This window comes from Cupriavidus sp. F041, from assembly GCF_057814235.1.
This window is the reverse complement of record NZ_JBVASY010000002.1, coordinates 3,432,711-3,450,771: the sequence shown is the minus strand read 5'-3', so window position 1 is coordinate 3,450,771 and position 18,061 is coordinate 3,432,711. Positions and strand designations below refer to the sequence as shown.

The 18,061-nt window shown below is 64.5% G+C and carries 20 protein-coding genes; 10 read left to right on the top strand and 10 right to left on the bottom strand.

Annotated elements, in window-relative coordinates; translation table 11 throughout:
* Nucleotides 1-9: 9 nt before the first annotated feature.
* Together miaA and mutL are read right to left on the bottom strand one after the other, a co-directional pair.
* Complete coding sequence (gene miaA / locus ACZY0R_RS33265; protein ID WP_488866317.1) at nucleotides 10-990, bottom strand: tRNA (adenosine(37)-N6)-dimethylallyltransferase MiaA; 981 nt, start codon at nucleotides 988-990, stop codon at nucleotides 10-12.
* A 51-nt stretch (nucleotides 991-1,041) separates the two neighbouring features.
* Entirely contained in the window at nucleotides 1,042-3,057 is a 2,016-nt protein-coding gene (gene mutL / locus ACZY0R_RS33260; RefSeq protein WP_488864484.1) for a DNA mismatch repair endonuclease MutL, read from the bottom strand.
* Between the two features lie 116 nt (nucleotides 3,058-3,173).
* Between mutL and ACZY0R_RS33255 the strand changes: the two genes are divergently transcribed.
* Nucleotides 3,174-3,839: a VTT domain-containing protein gene (locus ACZY0R_RS33255; protein WP_488864482.1), complete on the top strand. Its 666-nt coding sequence runs from the start codon at nucleotides 3,174-3,176 to the stop codon at nucleotides 3,837-3,839.
* Nucleotides 3,840-3,876: 37 nt separating this feature from the next.
* On the opposite strand, the gene ACZY0R_RS33250 is transcribed toward ACZY0R_RS33255, so the two are convergent.
* Complete coding sequence (locus ACZY0R_RS33250) at nucleotides 3,877-4,725, bottom strand: SirB1 family protein (protein WP_035867410.1); 849 nt, start codon at nucleotides 4,723-4,725, stop codon at nucleotides 3,877-3,879.
* Between the two features lie 222 nt (nucleotides 4,726-4,947).
* Nucleotides 4,948-6,501, bottom strand: coding sequence for a murein biosynthesis integral membrane protein MurJ (gene murJ / locus ACZY0R_RS33245; protein ID WP_488864480.1), 1,554 nt, complete (start codon nucleotides 6,499-6,501; stop codon nucleotides 4,948-4,950).
* 370 nt (nucleotides 6,502-6,871) lie between these two features.
* On the opposite strand from murJ, the gene rpsT reads away from it, so the two are divergent.
* Complete coding sequence (gene rpsT, locus ACZY0R_RS33240; protein WP_488864478.1) at nucleotides 6,872-7,138, top strand: 30S ribosomal protein S20; 267 nt, start codon at nucleotides 6,872-6,874, stop codon at nucleotides 7,136-7,138.
* A 259-nt stretch (nucleotides 7,139-7,397) separates the two neighbouring features.
* Here rpsT and ACZY0R_RS33235 read toward each other — a convergent pair whose 3' ends face one another.
* A complete protein-coding gene (locus tag ACZY0R_RS33235; protein ID WP_035867403.1) occupies nucleotides 7,398-7,697 on the bottom strand; it encodes a DUF3579 domain-containing protein in 300 nt (99 codons plus the stop codon).
* Nucleotides 7,698-8,095: 398 nt separating this feature from the next.
* On the opposite strand from ACZY0R_RS33235, the gene argF reads away from it, so the two are divergent.
* The 3 genes from argF to ppnP all read left to right on the top strand — a co-directional run bounded on the left by argF (nucleotide 8,096) and on the right by ppnP (nucleotide 10,908).
* Nucleotides 8,096-9,019 (top strand): ornithine carbamoyltransferase, encoded by a 924-nt coding sequence (gene argF / locus ACZY0R_RS33230; protein WP_035867400.1) that lies wholly within the window; start codon nucleotides 8,096-8,098, stop codon nucleotides 9,017-9,019.
* A gap of 196 nt (nucleotides 9,020-9,215) precedes the next feature.
* Nucleotides 9,216-10,445: an argininosuccinate synthase gene (locus ACZY0R_RS33225; RefSeq protein ID WP_488864475.1), complete on the top strand. Its 1,230-nt coding sequence runs from the start codon at nucleotides 9,216-9,218 to the stop codon at nucleotides 10,443-10,445.
* Nucleotides 10,446-10,596: 151 nt separating this feature from the next.
* A complete protein-coding gene (gene ppnP, locus ACZY0R_RS33220; protein ID WP_488864473.1) occupies nucleotides 10,597-10,908 on the top strand; it encodes a pyrimidine/purine nucleoside phosphorylase in 312 nt (103 codons plus the stop codon).
* A gap of 19 nt (nucleotides 10,909-10,927) precedes the next feature.
* On the opposite strand, the gene murB is transcribed toward ppnP, so the two are convergent.
* Complete coding sequence (murB, locus tag ACZY0R_RS33215; RefSeq protein WP_488864471.1) at nucleotides 10,928-11,944, bottom strand: UDP-N-acetylmuramate dehydrogenase; 1,017 nt, start codon at nucleotides 11,942-11,944, stop codon at nucleotides 10,928-10,930.
* A gap of 169 nt (nucleotides 11,945-12,113) precedes the next feature.
* Between murB and ACZY0R_RS33210 the strand changes: the two genes are divergently transcribed.
* Nucleotides 12,114-12,599: a YajQ family cyclic di-GMP-binding protein gene (locus ACZY0R_RS33210; RefSeq protein ID WP_488864469.1), complete on the top strand. Its 486-nt coding sequence runs from the start codon at nucleotides 12,114-12,116 to the stop codon at nucleotides 12,597-12,599.
* 45 nt (nucleotides 12,600-12,644) lie between these two features.
* Here the strand turns inward: ACZY0R_RS33210 and ACZY0R_RS33205 are convergent, their stop codons facing one another.
* From ACZY0R_RS33205 to ACZY0R_RS33195, 3 genes are all read right to left on the bottom strand, one after another.
* Nucleotides 12,645-13,094, bottom strand: coding sequence for a DUF192 domain-containing protein (locus tag ACZY0R_RS33205; RefSeq protein WP_045237622.1), 450 nt, complete (start codon nucleotides 13,092-13,094; stop codon nucleotides 12,645-12,647).
* A 214-nt stretch (nucleotides 13,095-13,308) separates the two neighbouring features.
* Entirely contained in the window at nucleotides 13,309-13,539 is a 231-nt protein-coding gene (locus ACZY0R_RS33200; protein WP_035867390.1) for a hypothetical protein, read from the bottom strand.
* 105 nt (nucleotides 13,540-13,644) lie between these two features.
* On the bottom strand, nucleotides 13,645-14,322 hold the full coding sequence (locus ACZY0R_RS33195) for a pseudouridine synthase (protein WP_488866315.1): 678 nt from the start codon (nucleotides 14,320-14,322) through the stop codon (nucleotides 13,645-13,647).
* Between the two features lie 338 nt (nucleotides 14,323-14,660).
* On the opposite strand from ACZY0R_RS33195, the gene icd reads away from it, so the two are divergent.
* From icd to ACZY0R_RS33175, 4 genes are all read left to right on the top strand, one after another.
* Nucleotides 14,661-15,911 carry an NADP-dependent isocitrate dehydrogenase gene (gene icd, locus ACZY0R_RS33190; protein ID WP_488864466.1) on the top strand — a complete coding sequence of 417 codons (1,251 nt, stop codon included), beginning with the start codon at nucleotides 14,661-14,663 and terminating at the stop codon, nucleotides 15,909-15,911.
* A gap of 200 nt (nucleotides 15,912-16,111) precedes the next feature.
* Nucleotides 16,112-16,507: a VOC family protein gene (locus ACZY0R_RS33185; protein ID WP_488864464.1), complete on the top strand. Its 396-nt coding sequence runs from the start codon at nucleotides 16,112-16,114 to the stop codon at nucleotides 16,505-16,507.
* Nucleotides 16,508-16,509: 2 nt separating this feature from the next.
* Complete coding sequence (locus ACZY0R_RS33180; protein ID WP_488864462.1) at nucleotides 16,510-16,857, top strand: ArsR/SmtB family transcription factor; 348 nt, start codon at nucleotides 16,510-16,512, stop codon at nucleotides 16,855-16,857.
* Nucleotides 16,858-17,080: 223 nt separating this feature from the next.
* Nucleotides 17,081-17,341: an SRPBCC domain-containing protein gene (locus ACZY0R_RS33175; protein WP_488864460.1), complete on the top strand. Its 261-nt coding sequence runs from the start codon at nucleotides 17,081-17,083 to the stop codon at nucleotides 17,339-17,341.
* 248 nt (nucleotides 17,342-17,589) lie between these two features.
* Here ACZY0R_RS33175 and ACZY0R_RS33170 read toward each other — a convergent pair whose 3' ends face one another.
* The gene (locus tag ACZY0R_RS33170) at nucleotides 17,590-17,796 is read right to left on the bottom strand and encodes a cold-shock protein (protein WP_017229665.1); all 207 of its coding nucleotides are present in this window, start codon (nucleotides 17,794-17,796) and stop codon (nucleotides 17,590-17,592) included.
* Nucleotides 17,797-18,061 lie beyond the last annotated feature (265 nt).

Below are 18,061 nucleotides of genomic sequence, written 5' to 3'. Positions count from 1 at the left end.
ACATCTGGCCTATGCCTGCCCAATCCTTGCCAGCCGTGCCACCTGTGCCACGTAATCCGTCGCCAGGCAGTCCACCACTTCGCGCTCGGGCGTGCTGCGCAGCCAGGTGAGCTGGCGCTTGCAGAGCTGGCGGGTAGCCGCCAGGCCGCGTTCGCGCATGGTGGCGAAGTCGGTCTCGCCATCCAGGTACTCCCACACCTGGCGGTAGCCTACGCAGCGGATGGACGGCAGCGTCGGCTGCAGGTCGCCGCGCGCGCGCAACCGTTCCACTTCCTCGATAAAGCCGCCCGCCAGCATGGCATCGTAGCGGGTGGCGATGCGCGCGTGCAGCACCGCGCGGTCGGAAGGCTCCAGCGCGATCACGCGATAGCGGCGGTCGGCGGCGCCGGCAAAGGTGCGTTCGTCGGCCTGCCGTGCCAGCAGCGCCGACATCGGTTGTCCGGATAGCCGGTGGATCTCCAGTGCGCGCTGGATGCGCTGGGCATCGTTGGGCGCCAGCCGTGCGGCGGTCACCGGGTCGACTTCGGCCAGCATGGCGTGCAGCGCCGGCCAGCCGCGCCCGGCGGCCAGCGCGTCGAGTTCCGCGCGCAGCGCCGGATCGGCTTGCGGCAGGTCGTTCAGGCCCTGGGTCAGGCCCTTGTAGTACAGCATGGTCCCGCCGACAATCAGCGGCTCGCTGCCGCGTGCGCGGATCTCGCCGATCAGCCGCTCGGCATCGGTGACGAACTGGGCGGCGGAGTAACTGTCGGCCGGGTCGATGATGTCGATCAGGTGGTGCGGCACCGCGGCGAGCTCGGCGGGCGAGGGCTTGGCGGTGCCGATGTTCATCTCGCGGTAGACCAGCGCCGAGTCCAGGCTGATGATCTCGATCGGGGCTTGTGCCGCCAGCGCCAGCGCGGCGGCGGTCTTGCCGGAGGCAGTAGGGCCAAGCAGGCAGACCACGGGCGGGAGGTCCGCGCCGAGGCTGGTGGTAGCTGCTGCGGCGTTCAAGGCGGAGGGAACCGGGTTGGCGGAACTGGCGGCGGGCTGCGGCACGGCAGTCTATTGTCCGCGCAGGAACAGGCGGTCGAGTTCGGCCACCGACAACTGCACCCAGGTGGGTCGTCCATGGTTGCACTGGTCGGCGCGCTCGGTCTGTTCCATCTGGCGCAGCAGCGCGTTCATCTCTTCCAGCGTGAGCTTGCGGTTGGCGCGCACCGCGCTGTGGCAGGCCAGGGTGGCGAGCAGTTCGTTCTGACGCTCGACCAGCACGCGCGAGCCGCCGAAGGCGTGCAGGTCGCGCAGCACGTCGCGCGCCAGGGCTTCGGTGTCGGCCTGCTTGAGCAGGGAGGGGATGGCGCGGATCGCCAGCGTGGTGGGCGAGACCTGCGCGATGTCGAAGCCGAGCAGGGTGAGGGTTTCCTGGTGCTCCTCGGCAGTGCCGATCTCCACCGGGCTGGCCGTCAGCGTGACCGGGATCAGCAGCGACTGCACCGCCAGCTCACGCGTTTCCAGCGCGGTCTTGATCTGCTCGTACAGGATGCGTTCATGGGCGGCGTGCATATCCACCAGCACCAGGCCGCGCGCGTTCTGCGCCAGTACATAGATGCCGTGCAGCTGCGCGATGGCATAGCCCAGCGGGCTGGCATCGTCCTCGGTGAATTCCTGCCTTGGAAGCTGCTCGAGCAGGCCAGGCGGGTCGTTCTCGCGCGCGGCCTGCGCATCGGCCAGCCAGGCCGGGGGCATGCTGGCAGGGCCGGCGGAGACGCGCGAAAATCCGTTGCCCGGCTGGATCGCATCGCGGACCATGCCGAGGTAGGCCTGGCGGGGCTGGGCAACGCCGAGTTCGGTCTGGCGCGCGGTGGCCGTGTAGTCCACCCACGGGCGCGGGCTGGCGCCACCACCACCCATGCCGCCGCGCCTGCCTGATCCACCGAAGCCGCCGGAAGCTCCGGAACCACCGCCAATGCCGCGTGCGCCCGGGAAACCGCCGGGGTCGCCAGGGCGTTCCCCCGCAGGAGTATCGTCCACATCGGACGCGGTATGCAGGCTGTCGCCCTGTTCGCCGGCCTGGCGCGCCAGGCAGCGCTGCACGGCGTGGTAGACGAACTGGTGCACCGCGCGCGATTCACGGAAACGCACCTCGATCTTGGACGGGTGCACGTTGACATCCACCATCTCGGGCGGCAGGTCCATGCACAGCACGTAGGACGGGAAGCGGTCGCCGTGCAGCACGTCCTGGTAGGCGCTGCGCACCGCGTGGGTGAGCAGCTTGTCGCGGACGTAGCGGCCGTTGACGAAGAAGAACTGCTGGTCGGGACGCCCGCGCGAGGCGGTGGGCAGCCCGGCAAATCCGTACAGGTGCAGGTTGCCGGCTTCCTCATCCAGGGGCAGGCGGGCGCTGGCGAAGTCGGCGCCGAGCACCTGGCCCGTGCGCGTGGCGACATCGCCGGCATTCCAGTGCTCCATCGGCTTGCCATTGTGATGGACCGAAATGGCCACATCCGGGCGCGCCAGCGCCGCGCGCCGCACCATCTCCAGGCAATGGCCAAACTCGGTTTGTTCCGATTTAAGGAACTTTCGGCGCGCTGGCGTGTTGAAGTAAAGGTGCTGCACGTCGACGGTGGTGCCCACGCCGCCGGACGCGGGCTGCACTTCGCCGGTGTCGGCGATAACCTGTGTCGCATGCGAGTCGCTGGCGGTGCGGCTGGTCAGGGTCAATTCGGAAACCGAAGCGATCGAGGCCAGCGCCTCGCCGCGAAAGCCCAGCGTGAGCACCGATTCAAGTTCGTCCAGCGAGGCGATCTTGCTGGTGGCGTGGCGCATCAGCGCGACCGGCAGTTCGGCGGCAGGGATGCCGCAGCCGTTGTCCGCGATCACGATGCGCCGCACACCGCCTTCTTCCAGCCGGATATTGAGCTGGGTGGCGCCGGCGTCCAGCGCGTTCTCGAGCAGTTCCTTGACCACCGAGGCGGGGCGTTCCACCACCTCGCCGGCCGCGATCTGGCTGATCAGCTGGTCGGGCAGGGGGCGGATAGGACGGGGTGGCTGGGCGGGGCGCGGGTCTTGGGCAGGCATGGGCGGAATTATACGTGGGCGCGCCGCAGGCCCGCGCGCGCGGAACAAGCACATTGGCGTCGGATCAGGTGACTTTGGAGTCGGTCCGGTCTTGTATGATGTCGGCTGAATTCAGAATGGGGATCGAATTGGATATCGTATTGCAGTTTCTAGACATGTTGCTGCATGTCGACAAATACCTTGGCACCGTCATCGAGAACTACGGTGCGTGGGTCTATGCCATCCTCTTTGCCATTGTCTTCGCGGAGACAGGCCTGGTGGTGTTGCCTTTCCTGCCGGGCGATTCGCTGCTCTTCATCGCCGGCGCCTTTTGCGCCACGCATGCCATGAATGAGTGGGCACTGGTCGGCCTGCTGCTGGTGGCGGCGATTGGCGGCAACACGGTCAACTACCTGGTGGGAAGCTGGGTCGGCCCGAAGGTGTTCGACGGCCATTGGCGCTTCCTGGACCAGCAGGCACTGCGCAAGACCCACGATTTCTACGAGCGCCACGGCGGCAAGACGCTGGTCATGGCCCGTTTCCTGCCGATCGTGCGTACTTTCGCGCCGTTCGTCGCCGGCGTGTCGCAGATGACGTTCGCCAAGTTCCAGATGTTCAACGTGATTGGCGCAATGGCCTGGGTCCTGGGCCTGGTGTTTGCCGGCTATTTCTTCGGCAACCTGCCGTTCATCAAGCAATACCTGAACCTGATCGTGCTGGCGGGCATCGGCGCGGCGGTCGTGCCGCTGGTGCTGGGGGGGTTGTGGAAGCTCGTGCGGGGCGGCAAGCGCCGTCCTTCCTGAGCGGCGGGGCAGGCCGGGGCCCGCCCCTGCCCGGGCTTCAGTTCACGCTGCGGCTCATCATGCGCAATGCTGGCATGCGGTCGCGGATCTGGGTGGTATCGGCCGCATCCGGGCGCGCCATCACGTAGGCTTCCAGGTCGGCCAGTGCCGGCCGGAAGCACTCCAGGTTGGCATAGGCCAGGCCGCGGTCCCGCACTTCCTCGATCGAGCCTGGCAACAAGATCACCAGGCGGTTCTGTACCGCCAGCAAGCGCTGCCAGCGCGATTCCTGCAGATAGATCGACTTGAGATTGCGCAGCACGCGCGCCACGATCTCGCGGTGGCTCGCCACCTGCAGGAACAGGCCTAGCGGCACCTCGTTGGGATCGGCGATGCCCTCGCGCTCCAGGTGCGGGTCGAGCATCTCCTGCAACTGCTCCTTCGACAGCGTCTCGCCGGTGAGCGGGTCCACCACCACCTCGCCGGCGGGAATCGACATCCGCACCAGGAAATGGTTGGGGAAGGACACGCCCTTGAGCGGCAGGCCGATATGCTGGCCCAGCTCCATATAGAGCACCGCCAGCGAGATCGGGATGCCGCGCCGCTGCTTGAGCACGACGTTCAGGTAGGAGTTGTCGGGATCGTAATAGTCGTTCGCGTTGGCGCCGAAGCCCAGGTCGCGGTAGAAGAAATGGTTGAGCAGGCGCATGCGCTGGATGGCCGGCGTGCCTTCGGCGATCCGTCGCTTCAGGCGTACCGCGAGCATGTCGAGCATGGCCAGTTCGGCTTGCAGGTCCAGGTCCGGGTAGGCGTCCTGGGCGATCGAGAGCACCGTCTCGGTAAGCGGGATACCGTCCTCGTCCGCCACGAGACTGGCAAAGTATTCCAGGACTTTCGTGGTTGTCATTGCGGCTTTCCTGAATGCGGCCTGGCGGCTGTTCGAGATCGAAACTGGCGGCATGGCTGGCGTTCCCGGACAGTGCATTGGCATCGTCCGCAGCCGCCTGCCTGGGCAGAACCGCTTCGTCTCATTCTGACACAACCTCAGTTGCCTTGACCCTGCACCGCGCGCTGCCGCAGCCCTTGCGCCGCGCTGGCGCGACTGGCTGGATTGGCAGGCGGGGGCCTCTTAGCCGGCTCTCCGTTTGAACGCGGAGTATCTCAGCCCCATGAGCCACAGTGTACCGAAGTAGACGACCGCCGCAAGTACCAGGCACGAGGCCAGCAGTGCGATGCGCAGCAGCGGCGTGGCGCCCAGGCCGACCCAGTCGAAGTTGCGGGCGAACCAGAGCAGCATGCCGGCCAGCAGCGTCACGGCGGTCAGCAACTGGGCCAGGAACAGCCACCAGCCCTTGGCCGGCTTGTAGAAGCCGCGCTTGCGCAGGCCCAGAAACAGCAGCAGGGCGTTGACGGTGGCGCCGAAGCTGATCGATAGCGCCAGGCCGGCGTGGCCAAAGCGCGGCACGAAGACGTAGTTGGACAGTTGCGTGATCACCAGCACCAGCAAGGCGATCTTGACCGGGGTGCGGATGTCCTGGCGGGCATAGAAGCCCGGCGCCAGGATCTTGATCAGGATCAGACCGAGCAGGCCGGTGCCGTAGGAAACCAGCGCCTGCCGGGTCATCTCCACCGCATGGGCGTCGAACTTGCCGTAGTTGAACAGCACCGCGGTCAGCGGCGCGCCAAAGACGAATAGTCCGACCGCGCACGGCACGGCCAGCAGGAAGGTCAGACGCAGGCCCCAGTCGAGCAGGCCGGAGTATTCGGCCCGGTTGTCCTCGGCGCTGGCTTTCGACAGGCTCGGCAGCAGGATGGTGCCCAGCGCCACGCCTAGCAGCGCCGTCGGGAATTCCATCAGGCGGTCGGCGTAGGTCAGGTAGGACACGCTGCCGGCGGCCAGGCGGGAGGCAATGTTGGTATTGATGATCAGGCTGATCTGAGCCACCGAGACCGCCAGCAGCGCCGGTGCCATCTGCCGCATGACGCGGCGCACGCCTGGTTCGGCCCAGGCCGCGCGCAGGTTGAAGCGCAGGCGCGGCATCACGCCCAGCCGCCGGAGCGCCGGAATCTGCACCGCCAGCTGCAGGATGCCGCCCACCAGCACCCCCCAGGCCTGCGCGTAGATCGGCTGTGCCATATGCGGGCCGACGAACAGCGCGGCTACGATCAGGCAGAGATTGAGCAGCACCGGCGTGAAGGCGGGCATGGCGAAGCGGCGCCAGGTATTGAGGATGCCGGAGGCCAGCGCCACCAGCGAGATCAGGCCGATGTAGGGAAACATCACGCGGGTCATGAAGACCGCGGCGTCGTAGGTTTCGCCACCATGCTGGCGGAAGCCCGTGGCGACCACCATCATCACGAGCGGGGCGCCGATCACGCCGAGTAGCGAGACGACCATCAGGACCCAGGTCATGACCGTGGCAACCGAATCGATCAGCGCACGGGTCTCGGCCTCGCCGCGCTTGCTATGGTATTCGCCCAGGATCGGCACGAAGGCTTGCGAGAATGCGCCCTCGCCGAAGATGCGGCGCAGCAGGTTGGGGATGCGGAACGCCACGTTGAAGGCGTCGGTCATGTCCGAAGCGCCAAAGGCACGGGCGATCAGGATCTCGCGGATAAGGCCGGTGATGCGCGACAGCATCGTCAGGCTGCTGATGGTGGCGAGCGCTTTGAGCAGGTTCAAGATCGGTCGGCGGCAAAGGGGAGGCGGCGGCAGCTTGGATCGGACCGCCGGTGCGAACCGGGTTCAGACGTCGGGCACGTCCCAAAGTTGCATCGAGGCCACGCAGGGCGGGGCCGGTGTGGCGCGTATTATACGGTTTGACCTCGCCGGCACCCGTATATTGGCCTTTGCGTCACCCCGTCTCACATGGGTCATGGCTCGGCTTGCCAGCCGCTTTTTCTTGTGTGTATAATTGCCGATTCACAAGGCTAGTTGCGTTCCGGATTCGTGTGCCAGTGCATCCCGGGTCGCTTGATGTGCACTTAATTGTGTCCGCGGTTTGCTCCGTCCTTCCGTTGGGCACGCATCTGAATTCAGGAAATCTACTTAAATGGCAAATTCCGCACAAGCTCGCAAGCGCGCGCGCCAGGCCGTCGCCCAGAACGCCCACAACTCCAGCCTGCGTTCGCGTCTGCGTACCGCTGTCAAGGCTGTCCGCAAGGCGATCGCAGCCGGTGACAAGGCTGCTGCTGCCGAGATCTTCAAGAACTCGCAATCGATCATCGACGCTATCGCCGACAAGAAGATCGTGCACAAGAACAAGGCTGCACGCCACAAGTCGCGCCTGTCGTCCGCCATCAAGTCGATGGCTGCCTGATAGCAGTTGCCGGCGCCGGGCCAAGTGCCAGGCGCCTTCCGGCGGTATGCCGGCCATTGTGCCTTGCCGCGCCGCCTCGGTGGCTGTCGGGGTCCTGGTCTGGTAGGCCGTTGGTGGGGTGAATCGTCTGACGATGATTTTCTCGAAAAAAAGCTCGTCATCCGACGAGCTTTTTTATTTTCTGCGTTTGCCTGCGCGTTTCCGGTGCTGCCGGTGCGGGAAAGCCGCGGTGCCGCCGCGCGGCATCCGCCGGGCGGGCTTATTCCAGCGAGCAGGCTTCGACCAGTTGCAGGTTGTTGTCGCGGGCGAAGTTGAGGACGAAGTCGAGCGCCTTGGGCTCGATGTCGCGCAGCCGCGCATCGACCACCACGCTCTTCACACCGCCCGCGATCATGGGCCGCACGTAAGGCGAATAGGTGATGCGGGGATCGCCGGTGTCGCCTTCGGGGCGGAATTGCGCCATCACGCCGCACAGCCGTTCAGCCCAGTCGCTTGGACGGAAGGTCTTGCCTTCCTTGGTGATGCCTTGGATGAAATATTCGCGAACTGTGGGATTCATTGGACTGCGGGGATAGTACGGTTGACTCGACGGTAAACCCGCCAGACTGACCAAACGGGAGCCCGTTTGACGCGGCCAGGAAACGATTGGTTCGTTTCATTTCAGGCCATGGCGGCGGGGGCGCCGGTGTCGGCGGGGGCACTTTTGATGCCGGCAGCGGGCGCTGGCATGGGTATGCCGGGCCCCGCGTGAATCAGCCAGTATTATATCTTATATAAGACTCGCGCATAAGCCTCCGTGCCGTGCGGCACGCCGCCCACGCTCGCCAAAGCCACAATAATCCCTTATGATTCTTAGAGTTAAATTGCGTAAGCGACGCGAAAGGCGGCTCCGCGGCACGGTCAGGTCATGAACCCTTCATGGCGGCCAAGCCACCACCGAGCCGCCTTCTTTGTTTTATGAGCCCAACTTCGATCAAGCATTACCTCCAGTTCAGCGACCTGACTCCCGACGAGTACGAGTACCTGCTGGACCGCGCACGGATTCTGAAGACCAAGTTCAAGAACTACGAGACATGGCATCCGCTGCACGACCGCACGCTGTCCATGATCTTCGAGAAAAACTCGACTCGTACGCGCTTGTCGTTCGAGGCCGGCATCCACCAGCTGGGTGGCCATGCCGTCTTCCTCAATACCCGCGACTCGCAGCTCGGGCGCGGCGAGCCGATCGAAGACGCGGCGCAGGTGATCTCGCGCATGGTCGACATCATCATGATCCGCACCTTCGGCCAGGACATCATCGAGCGTTTCGCCGCGCATTCGAGGGTGCCTGTGATCAACGGGCTGACCAACGAATACCATCCCTGCCAGGTGCTGGCCGACGTCTTCACCTATATCGAGCAGCGCGGCAGCATCCGCGGCAAGACGGTGGCCTGGATCGGCGACGCCAACAATATGGCCTACACCTGGATCCAGGCGGCCGAGCGCCTCGGCTTTACTTTCCACTTCTCGGCGCCTCCCGGCTACCAGCTCGACCCGGCCATGGTGCCGGCGTCGGCCGCGCACCTGGTCAAGGTGTTCGACGATCCGCTGACCGCCTGCCAGGGCGCGGACCTGGTCACCACCGATGTGTGGACCAGCATGGGCTACGAAGCCGAGAACGACGCGCGCAAGCGCGCCTTCCAGAACTGGATGGTGACCACCGCCATGATGGATCGCGCCAACCCCGACGCGCTCTTCATGCACTGCCTGCCGGCGCACCGCGGCGAGGAAGTCGAGGCGGCTGTCATCGACGGCCCGAAGAGCGTGGTGTGGGAAGAGGCCGAGAACCGCCTGCACGTGCAGAAGGCCCTGATGGAATTCCTGCTCTGCGGGCGCTACTGATCCTGAGCGTACCGCGCCACGTTTGGCGCACATGCGGCACGCCAACCCGGTGCCAGAAGGCTGGCTGAGCGCTGGATGAAGGCGGCAAGTGCCGCCCAAGCCGGGACAGACGTGTCAAAATAGCGGTTTTTCCGCATTCTTTTTCGCGTGACCGGTGTCAACACCGGCAACGCTTACTTTGCGCATCGAGTCGAACATGAGCGATATCAAGAAAGTCGTGCTCGCCTACTCCGGCGGGCTGGACACTTCGGTGATCCTGAAGTGGCTGCAAGACACCTATCAATGCGAGGTGGTCACCTTTACCGCCGACATCGGCCAGGGCGAGGAACTCGAACCTGCCCGCCAGAAGGCGCTCAAGTTCGGCATCAAGCCGGAGAACATCTTTATCGACGACCTGCGCGAAGAATTCGTGCGCGATTTCGTCTTCCCGATGTTCCGCGCCAACGCCGTCTATGAAGGCGAGTACCTGCTGGGCACCTCGATCGCGCGTCCGCTGATCGCCAAGCGCCAGATCGAGATCCTGCGCAGCACCGGCGCCGACGCCGTGTCGCATGGCGCCACCGGCAAGGGCAACGACCAGGTTCGCTTCGAACTGGGCTACTACGGCCTGGAGCCGGGCGTGAAGGTCATCGCGCCGTGGCGCGAGTGGGACCTGCTGTCCCGCGAAAAGCTGCTGACCTATGCAGAAAAGGCTGGCATCGATATCGACATGAAGCACAAGAAGGGCGGCGCTCCCTACTCGATGGACGCCAACCTGCTGCACATCTCCTTCGAAGGCCGCCACCTGGAAGACCCTAAGGCCGAGGCCGAGGAAGACATGTGGCGCTGGACCGTGTCGCCCGAGAAGGCACCGGACGCGGCCGAGTACCTGGACGTCGAGTTCGAGGGCGGCGACATCGTCGGCCTGAACGGCAAGCGCATGACCCCGGCCGAAGTGCTGACCGAACTGAATCGCCTGGGCGGCAAGCACGGCATCGGCCGCCTGGACCTGGTGGAAAACCGCTACGTCGGCATGAAGAGCCGTGGCTGCTACGAAACCCCCGGCGGCACCATCATCCTGAAGGCCCACCGCGCCATCGAGTCGATCACGCTCGACCGCGAAGTGGCTCACCTGAAGGACGACCTGATGCCGCGCTACGCCAGCCTGATTTACAACGGCTACTGGTGGAGCCCGGAGCGCCGCGCGCTGCAGGTGCTGATCGACCACACGCAGGCCAAGGTCAACGGCTGGGTGCGCGTCAAGCTGTACAAGGGCAACGTGATCGTGGTCGCGCGCGACTCCAAGGACACGCTGTTCGACAAGACCATCGCGACCTTCGACGATGACGGCGGCGCCTACAACCAGGCCGACGCCGGCGGCTTCATCAAGCTGAACGCGCTGCGCATGCGCATCGCCGAGAACGCACGCCGCCAGCGCGGCGAGTAAGGCGGGCTTCCGGCCCCGGCCCGATTAGGGCCGTGGCCTGGCAGTCAGCACTCAGCAGAAGAGGGGCCGTCATGGCCCCTTTTTTGCGCCGCCTCGCCATTGAGCATTCCAGATTCCAGTCATCAAGAACCAAGCATCAAGGAGAAATAGCGTGAGCCAGTTCGACAACGTATCCGTCGTCAAGAAAGCCAACCTGTACTTCGACGGCAAGTGCGTCAGCCACACCGTGCTGTTCCCGGACGGCACCCGCAAGACGCTGGGCGTGATCTTTCCCGCCGCGCTGACCTTCAGCACCGGCGCTCCGGAAAGCATGGAAATCAATGCCGGCGTGTGCCGTGTGAAGCTGGCTGGCGAGGACCAGTGGAATACCTATGGCGCCGGCCAGCAGTTCAATGTACCCGGCGACAGCAGCTTTGATATTGAAGTGACCGAAACGCTGGACTACGTCTGCCACTTCGCCTGAGTACGATGGCCCGGGCGGCTTAAAGTACCACCGGCTCGGGCTCAATGCGCACGCCGAAGCGGGCCTGCACAGCATCGGCGATGCGGCGCGCCAGCGCCAGCAGGTCCTGCCCCGTGCCGCCGCCGTGGTGCACCAGCACCAGGGCTTGCTTGCCATAGACGCCCACCGGGCCGTCGCTCACCCCCTTGAATCCACACTGGTCAATCAGCCAGCCGGCCGCCAGCTTGTAGCTGCCATCGGGTTGGACATGGCTGACCAGGTTGGGGTACTGCGCCAGCAGCGCGTCGCGCTGGCCAGTGCCGACCACGGGATTTTTGAAGAAGCTGCCTGCATTGCCGATCTGGGCGGGGTCGGGCAGCTTGCGCATGCGGATCGCGATCACCGCTTCACGGATGCGATCCGCCGTGGGCGCCGCGGTTGACTCTTGTGCCAGTTCGCGCGCCAGTTCCGCATAGCCCAGCACCGGTTGCCAGGGCAGCGGCAGGCGCAGCGTGACAGCGGTAATGATGTAGCGGTCACGCCCCTCGCGCTTGAACAGGCTGTCCCGGTAAGCAAACTGGCATTGCTCCAGTGTCAGGCGGACGAATTCGCCGCTGTGCCGGTCGAAGGCGCGCAGGCTGTCGAAGCGCTCGCGCAGTTCAACGCCATAGGCGCCGATATTCTGGATCGGCGCCGCGCCCGCGGTGCCGGGAATCAGGGCCAGGTTTTCCAGCCCCGGCAGGCCGTCGGCAATGGTGCGGCAGACCAGTGCATGCCAGTTCTCGCCGGCGCCAGCTGTAACCAGATGTGCACTGTCGCCGGCGGCCACCGCGTAGCCGGGGATTTCCATCAACAGGACCAGGGCGTCGATGTCGCGCGTCAGGACCACATTGCTGCCGCCGCCGAGCACAACCAGGGGCAGGCCATGCGCGCGCGGATCGGCCAGCGCGGACAGCAGGTCGCTTTCGCTGCGCACGTGCGCCGCAAAACGCGCGCGTACGTCGAATCCGAATGAATTGTGGCGGCGCAGGGGATAAAATTCGTGGAAATCAGCCATGCAAGGGAAAGGTGAGGCGGCCGCCGTGGTCGACGGCACCGGACTGCAGGGTAGGCTGGATTATACGTAAGCGCCGCCGCCAGCCGGCGCGCGCCCAGGACAAGGCCCGCGGGACTGCCGCGGGCAAGTGGCAATACACAGCAACACGCAGCAAGACAAGGAGAATGCAATGCCGTCGTTTGACGTAGTGTGCGAAGCGAACATGATCGAGGTGAAGAACGCTGTCGAGCAGGCCAACAAGGAAATCACGAACCGCTTCGACTTCAAGGGTTCGGATTCGCGGGTCGAGCACAAGGAGAACGAACTCACGGCTTTCGCCGATGACGATTTCAAGCTCGGCCAGGTCAAGGACGTGCTGATCAGCAAGTTGGCCAAGCGCAATGTCGACGTGCGCTTCCTGGACTACGGCAAGACCGAGCGCATCGGTGGCGACAAGGTCAAGCAGGTCATCACCATCAAGAAGGGCGTCACCGGCGACCTGTCCAAGAAAATCGTCAAGATGATCAAGGACAGCAAGATCAAGGTGCAGGCCAGCATCCAGGGCGATGCGGTGCGCGTCACCGGTACCAAGCGCGACGATCTGCAGAGCGTGATCGCGCTGCTGCGCAAGGATGTTCCGGAAGCCCCGCTGGACTTCAATAATTTCCGCGACTGACCCTGTCGCAAACGGGCGCGGCTGCAGAGCTGCCGCGCTTCGTCATCAGCGCGGCTGCGGCAGCCCGCCAATCTTCGCACCGGCCTTCAGGCCCTTCTGCGCGAACCATCCCTTGTTCATCTCCAGCGCGTAGCGCACCGCTGCCCGCGGGCAGTGGTTGTCCTCGGTCTGGGGCGCCATGTCCTCGATATTGACGATGGATCCGTCATCGGCCAGGAAGGCGATCGACAGCGGCAGGTCGGTATTTTTCATCCAGAAGCAATGTCCGGCCTTCTCATCGAAGACGAACAGCATGCCCTCGTTGGCGGGCATGGTTTTGCGATACATCAGGCCGCGTTCCCGGGCTTCCGGCGTAGCGGCGATTTCCGCCTTGATGGCGTACATGCCCGCGCTGAGTTGCCGGACCGGCAAACTGGCCGGCGACTGGGCACAGGCGGACGTCAAGGCGGCAAGGGCGCAGCCGCCGGCGAGCAGGTTTTTGATGACAGGGCGCATGGAAGGAACGGCGATTTGAACGGTTCGGGACCCGCCAGCATAGCGCAGCTATCGGGCAAGCGGCGCCATCAGATAGTTTGCATTTGTTGCTGCAGGCTACGGTGACGGGCGCGCGCTTTTGGCGCCTGGCCATCGCAGGCAAGAAAAAAGGCAGGCGCCTTGCGGACAGCCTGCCTTGCTAGCCGGGCGCAATGCCCGGCCTGCCTGCAAATCTTTACTTCGTTGCAGCGTCGGCCTTGGCAGCCGGGGCAGCCGGGGCAGCCTTGGTCTTGTTGTGAGCGTGCTTCTTGGTGGACTTCTTGGTGCTCTTCGTCGCGGGCTTTGCAGCCGGGGCTTCAGCGGCGGGCGCTGCAGCAGCCGGAGCTGCCGGTGCCGGAGCGGCGGCTTGGGCGAAAGCGCCGGTGGCGAACAGGCCGGCAACCAGAGCAGCGATCAGTTTGTTCATGCTATCTACCTCGGAAGGTGAAATCGATTCGGAAGAGTTGACTCGTTATGCGACGTGTCAGAGTCAGAAACGAAACGGAGCGGTGAGCCGTTGACTCACGAACTGTTAATTTTTGTAACTTCTTGCGCGGGGGCGTGGATGGCGCTGCGGGCCTTGCGGATTCGCTGCCCCGCCCGCGCGCGTACGGCGCACCGGTGCGTTGGTACGTGGCGCCGCGACAGCGTCCAGGCCGAGCATCGCGGGATCGATCTCGCACCATTGCCCAGGCGCGAGTCCGAGCGTGCGCAGGTCCAGCGCGCCGATCTGCACGCGCAACAGGCGCAAAGTGGGGAAGCCCACGGCTGCCGTCATGCGCCGTACCTGGCGGTTTTTACCCTCGCGGATTTCGATTTCCAGCCATTGGGTTGGAATGGCTGCGCGAAACCGCACCGGAGGATTGCGCGGCCAGAGGAAGCCGGGTTCATCGATGCACTGTGCTCGCGCCGGCAGCGTGCGGAAGTCGCCGAGATCGACTCCGCCGCGCAGGCGCGCGAGCGCGGCTTCGTCCGGTTTGTTTTCCACCTGCGCCAGATAGGTCTTCGGCAGCTTGTGGTGCGGGTCGGCAATGCGCGCCTGCAGGGCGCCGTCGTCGGTCAGCAGCAGCAAGCCTTCGCTGTCGGCATCGAGCCGTCCCGCCGGATACACGCCGGGGCGTTGCACGCAGTCGGCGAGCGTAGGGCGCGTAGGGTGCGCGGAGAACTGGCTCATGGTGCCGAAGGGTTTGTTCAGGGCAATCAGCGTCATCAGGGGCGGGAAGCGAGTCAGGGTAGGCAACGCCTGGGGCCGTGCCGATGGCCGGGCCCCAGGGCATCACGGGCGCCAGTATGCCGCAGCCCGCGTGGCGGCACGGGTTCCGGCAGGATAGCGGATCATGAAATTTTGCTGCATAATACAAAACGGTCTTGTGTCTTATATAAGACTGAACTGCCTCTGACGCTTGGCTGGGCAGGCGGCGCGTGTTGCGGTGCGGCATCGTAACCGCATCGAACCCCGCTAAAATGCCCGCGCGCCACTCACATCTCGCCGTCCGGTCACGAACCTGGGCGGCACGTTACGAACCCCCGTTCCGTACTGGAGACGTCATGTATCAACACATCAAGGTGCCGGCCGGCGAGAAGATCACGGTCAACCAGGATTTTTCGCTGAATGTTCCGGACAATCCAATCATCCCTTTCATCGAAGGAGATGGTACGGGACTGGATATCACCCCCGTGATGATCAAGGTGGTCGACGCAGCCGTGGCCAAGGCCTACGCCGGCAAGCGCAAGATCTCCTGGATGGAGATCTATGCTGGCGAGAAGTCGACCAAGGTGTATGGCCCCGATGTGTGGCTGCCTGACGAAACCCTTGAGGTCCTGAAGGATTACGTGGTGTCGATCAAGGGCCCGCTGACCACGCCGGTCGGTGGCGGCATCCGTTCGCTCAACGTCGCACTGCGCCAGCAACTCGACCTGTACGTCTGCCTGCGCCCGGTGGCTTACTTCAAGGGCGTGCCCTCGCCGGTGCGCGAACCGCAAAAGATCGACATGGTGATCTTCCGCGAGAACTCGGAAGACATCTACGCCGGCATCGAGTGGGAAGCGGAAAGCGACCAGGCCAAGAAGCTGATCGCCTTCCTGCAGAACGAAATGGGCGTGAAGAAGATCCGTTTCCCGGACACCTCGGGCATCGGCGTCAAGCCGGTTTCCAAGCAAGGCACGAAGCGCCTGGTGCGCAAGGCCATCCAGTATGCGATCGACAACGACAAGCCGTCGGTGACCATCGTGCACAAGGGCAACATCATGAAGTTCACCGAAGGTGGCTTCCGTGACTGGGCCTACGAGCTGGCCCAGCAGGAATTCGGTGCCGAACTGATCGACGGCGGCCCGTGGTGCAAGTTCAAGAATCCGAAGACCGGCAAGGAAATCGTGATCAAGGACGCCATCGCGGACGCCTTCCTGCAGCAGATCCTGCTGCGCCCGGCGGAGTACTCGGTCATCGCGACGCTGAACCTGAACGGCGACTACATCTCCGACGCGCTGGCAGCGCAGGTTGGCGGCATCGGCATCGCCCCGGGAGCCAACCTGTCCGATTCCGTGGCCATGTTCGAAGCCACCCATGGCACCGCGCCGAAGTACGCCGGCAAGGACTACGTGAACCCGGGTTCCGAAATCCTCTCCGCCGAGATGATGCTGCGCCACATGGGCTGGACCGAAGCCGCCGACCTGATCATCTCGTCGATGGAGAAGTCCATCCTGTCGAAGAAGGTCACGTATGACTTCGCCCGCCTGCTCGAAGGTGCGACGCAGGTGTCTTGCTCGGGCTTTGGTCAGGTGATGATCGACAATATGTAAGCCTTGCCGCACTGGCAATGAGCCCCTGTGTCTCCGCAAGGAGACCCGGGGGTTTTTTCATTGGGCGCTTGAATTCGGGGAATTGATTAACTAGATTGTTAAATATTAACCGGATCGTGTAAGGAGACCGAGATGGAGGATCAGTTCCGGCGTGCCACCTTCGGGGCACAGCGCTCTATTATCAGGACCCGCTTGCCGCGTTGGACTGGCTGGAGCGGGCATTCGGCTTCGAGCGGGCGATGGTGATCACCGATGCCGATGGCCGGCTGGCACATTCCGAGATGCGCTTCGGGGAGGGTTACATCATGATCGGGAGTGCCTGGACGGATTACACCGTCAGTCCCTCCAGCGTTGGTGGCAAGAACACGCAGTCCCTTCATGTTCATCTGCATGAGGGCCTCGATGCCCACTGTGCGAGGGCGCGAGCCGCCGGCGCGGAAATCGTGCGCGAGCCGGCTGACCAGTTCTATGGCGACCGTGTCTATGCCGCCAGGGATCCCGAAGGCCATGTGTGGACCTTTGGCCAGGCCGTAGGCAAGGTCACGCGGGAGCAGGCCGAGCAGGCCAGCGGCCTGCACATCGACGGCTGGGCGTAGGCGTGGGGGGAAGCGCCGTTGCTTCGCTTGACCGCACCCTGGCGGTACTGGCCGATCCCAGCCGGCGCCAGGTGGTGGATCTGCTGCGCGAGCGGCCAATGCGCGCCGGCGAGATTGCCCGGGCCACCGGCCTCAGTCCGCAGGCAATGAGCCGGCATCTGCGGGTGCTCAAGGCGGGTGAGCTGATCGAAGAATCCCATCAGTCGCCACCTGGCTTCGATGCCCGCGTGCGGATCTATGCCCTGCGGGCAGGGCCGATGAGCGAACTCAAGGCCTGGCTGGAGCAGACAGAGCAGCTCTGGGCGCGGCAGCTCACGGCCTTCAAGGCCCACCTGGAGGCCGGAGAATGAGCTCGTGCGTGCAGGTTACCTTGCGGGTGACGGCCACGCCGCAGTGCGCGTTAGAGGCGTTCACCCGCGATATCGCACTATGGTGGCGCCCCAATATGCTGTTCCAGGTCGGGCCAGGCAGGCCCGGCGTGCTGTCGTTCGAACCGGGCACGGGCGGCCGGCTGCTCGAGACGCGCCGCGATGGGTATTCGAGATTGGCACCGTTACGGCCTGGGAGCCGGGCGTGCGGCTGGCCTTTGGCTGGCGGCAGGCGAACTTCGGGCCGGACCAGGCCACCCAGGTTGAGGTCAGTTTCACTGCAGTGGGCGATCAGACCAGGGTCACCGTCGAACATCGCGGCTGGGACAGCGTGCCGCAAGGGCATGTGGCGCGCCACGGCTTCCCGGAAGGCATATTTCTGCAGCGGAATGGGGCGTGGTGGCAGGCGTTGCTGGCAGCCTACCGGGGGCAGGTGGCGCGCCCGGATGCTGCGTCCAGGCCATGAGGACGGACGGTACCCGATGCCAGCCCGCAAATCGGCAAACAAAAAGCCCGGTATTGACCTGACCGGGCTTTTTGTCGGATGCGCTACGTGCTGCTGTTCAGCTTGCTGGTCTGGACATGGCGCGCTGGCTATGGAGGCCAGGCGATGTCCGGGGGGCGGCAGGCCGATCCCGTTCCGGGGATGATTCCCCCGCATCCTGTCGTGACCGCCTCAAGCTCTGTCGGCTGGTGCGGCCGCGCACCTTGTCCTCAGGCGCCGTCCTGGATATTGGTGGCTTGTTTGCCCTTGGGACCCTGGATGATTTCGAAGGACACGCGCTGACCCTCTTTCAGGGTCTTGAAGCCACTCATCTGGATGGCCGAAAAGTGCGCAAACAGCTCTTCTTCGCCGTCGTCCGGCTTGATGAACCCAAAGCCCTTGGCGTCATTGAACCATTTGACGATACCGCTTGCCATAAACTCCCCCAACAAAAAAAGCACGATACGAGCGGGGGAAAGCGCCGCGGCCAGCCGGGTGCCCGGCGCGCCTGGCCATGCGCTCCAGTCCGGTGGAACCGGGCCGGGTACGATGACACGACTTTGCGGACACCGCGTGGCGGCCAGTTTTATGTGCTGACTCGCCGCCGCCGGATTCGTGGGCCTCCCTGCTCACGGATCACCCAGGTCCGGCTTATTGCTTTGGCTCGCGTAACCAGACGTGAATGTGCGAACGATTCTTCTG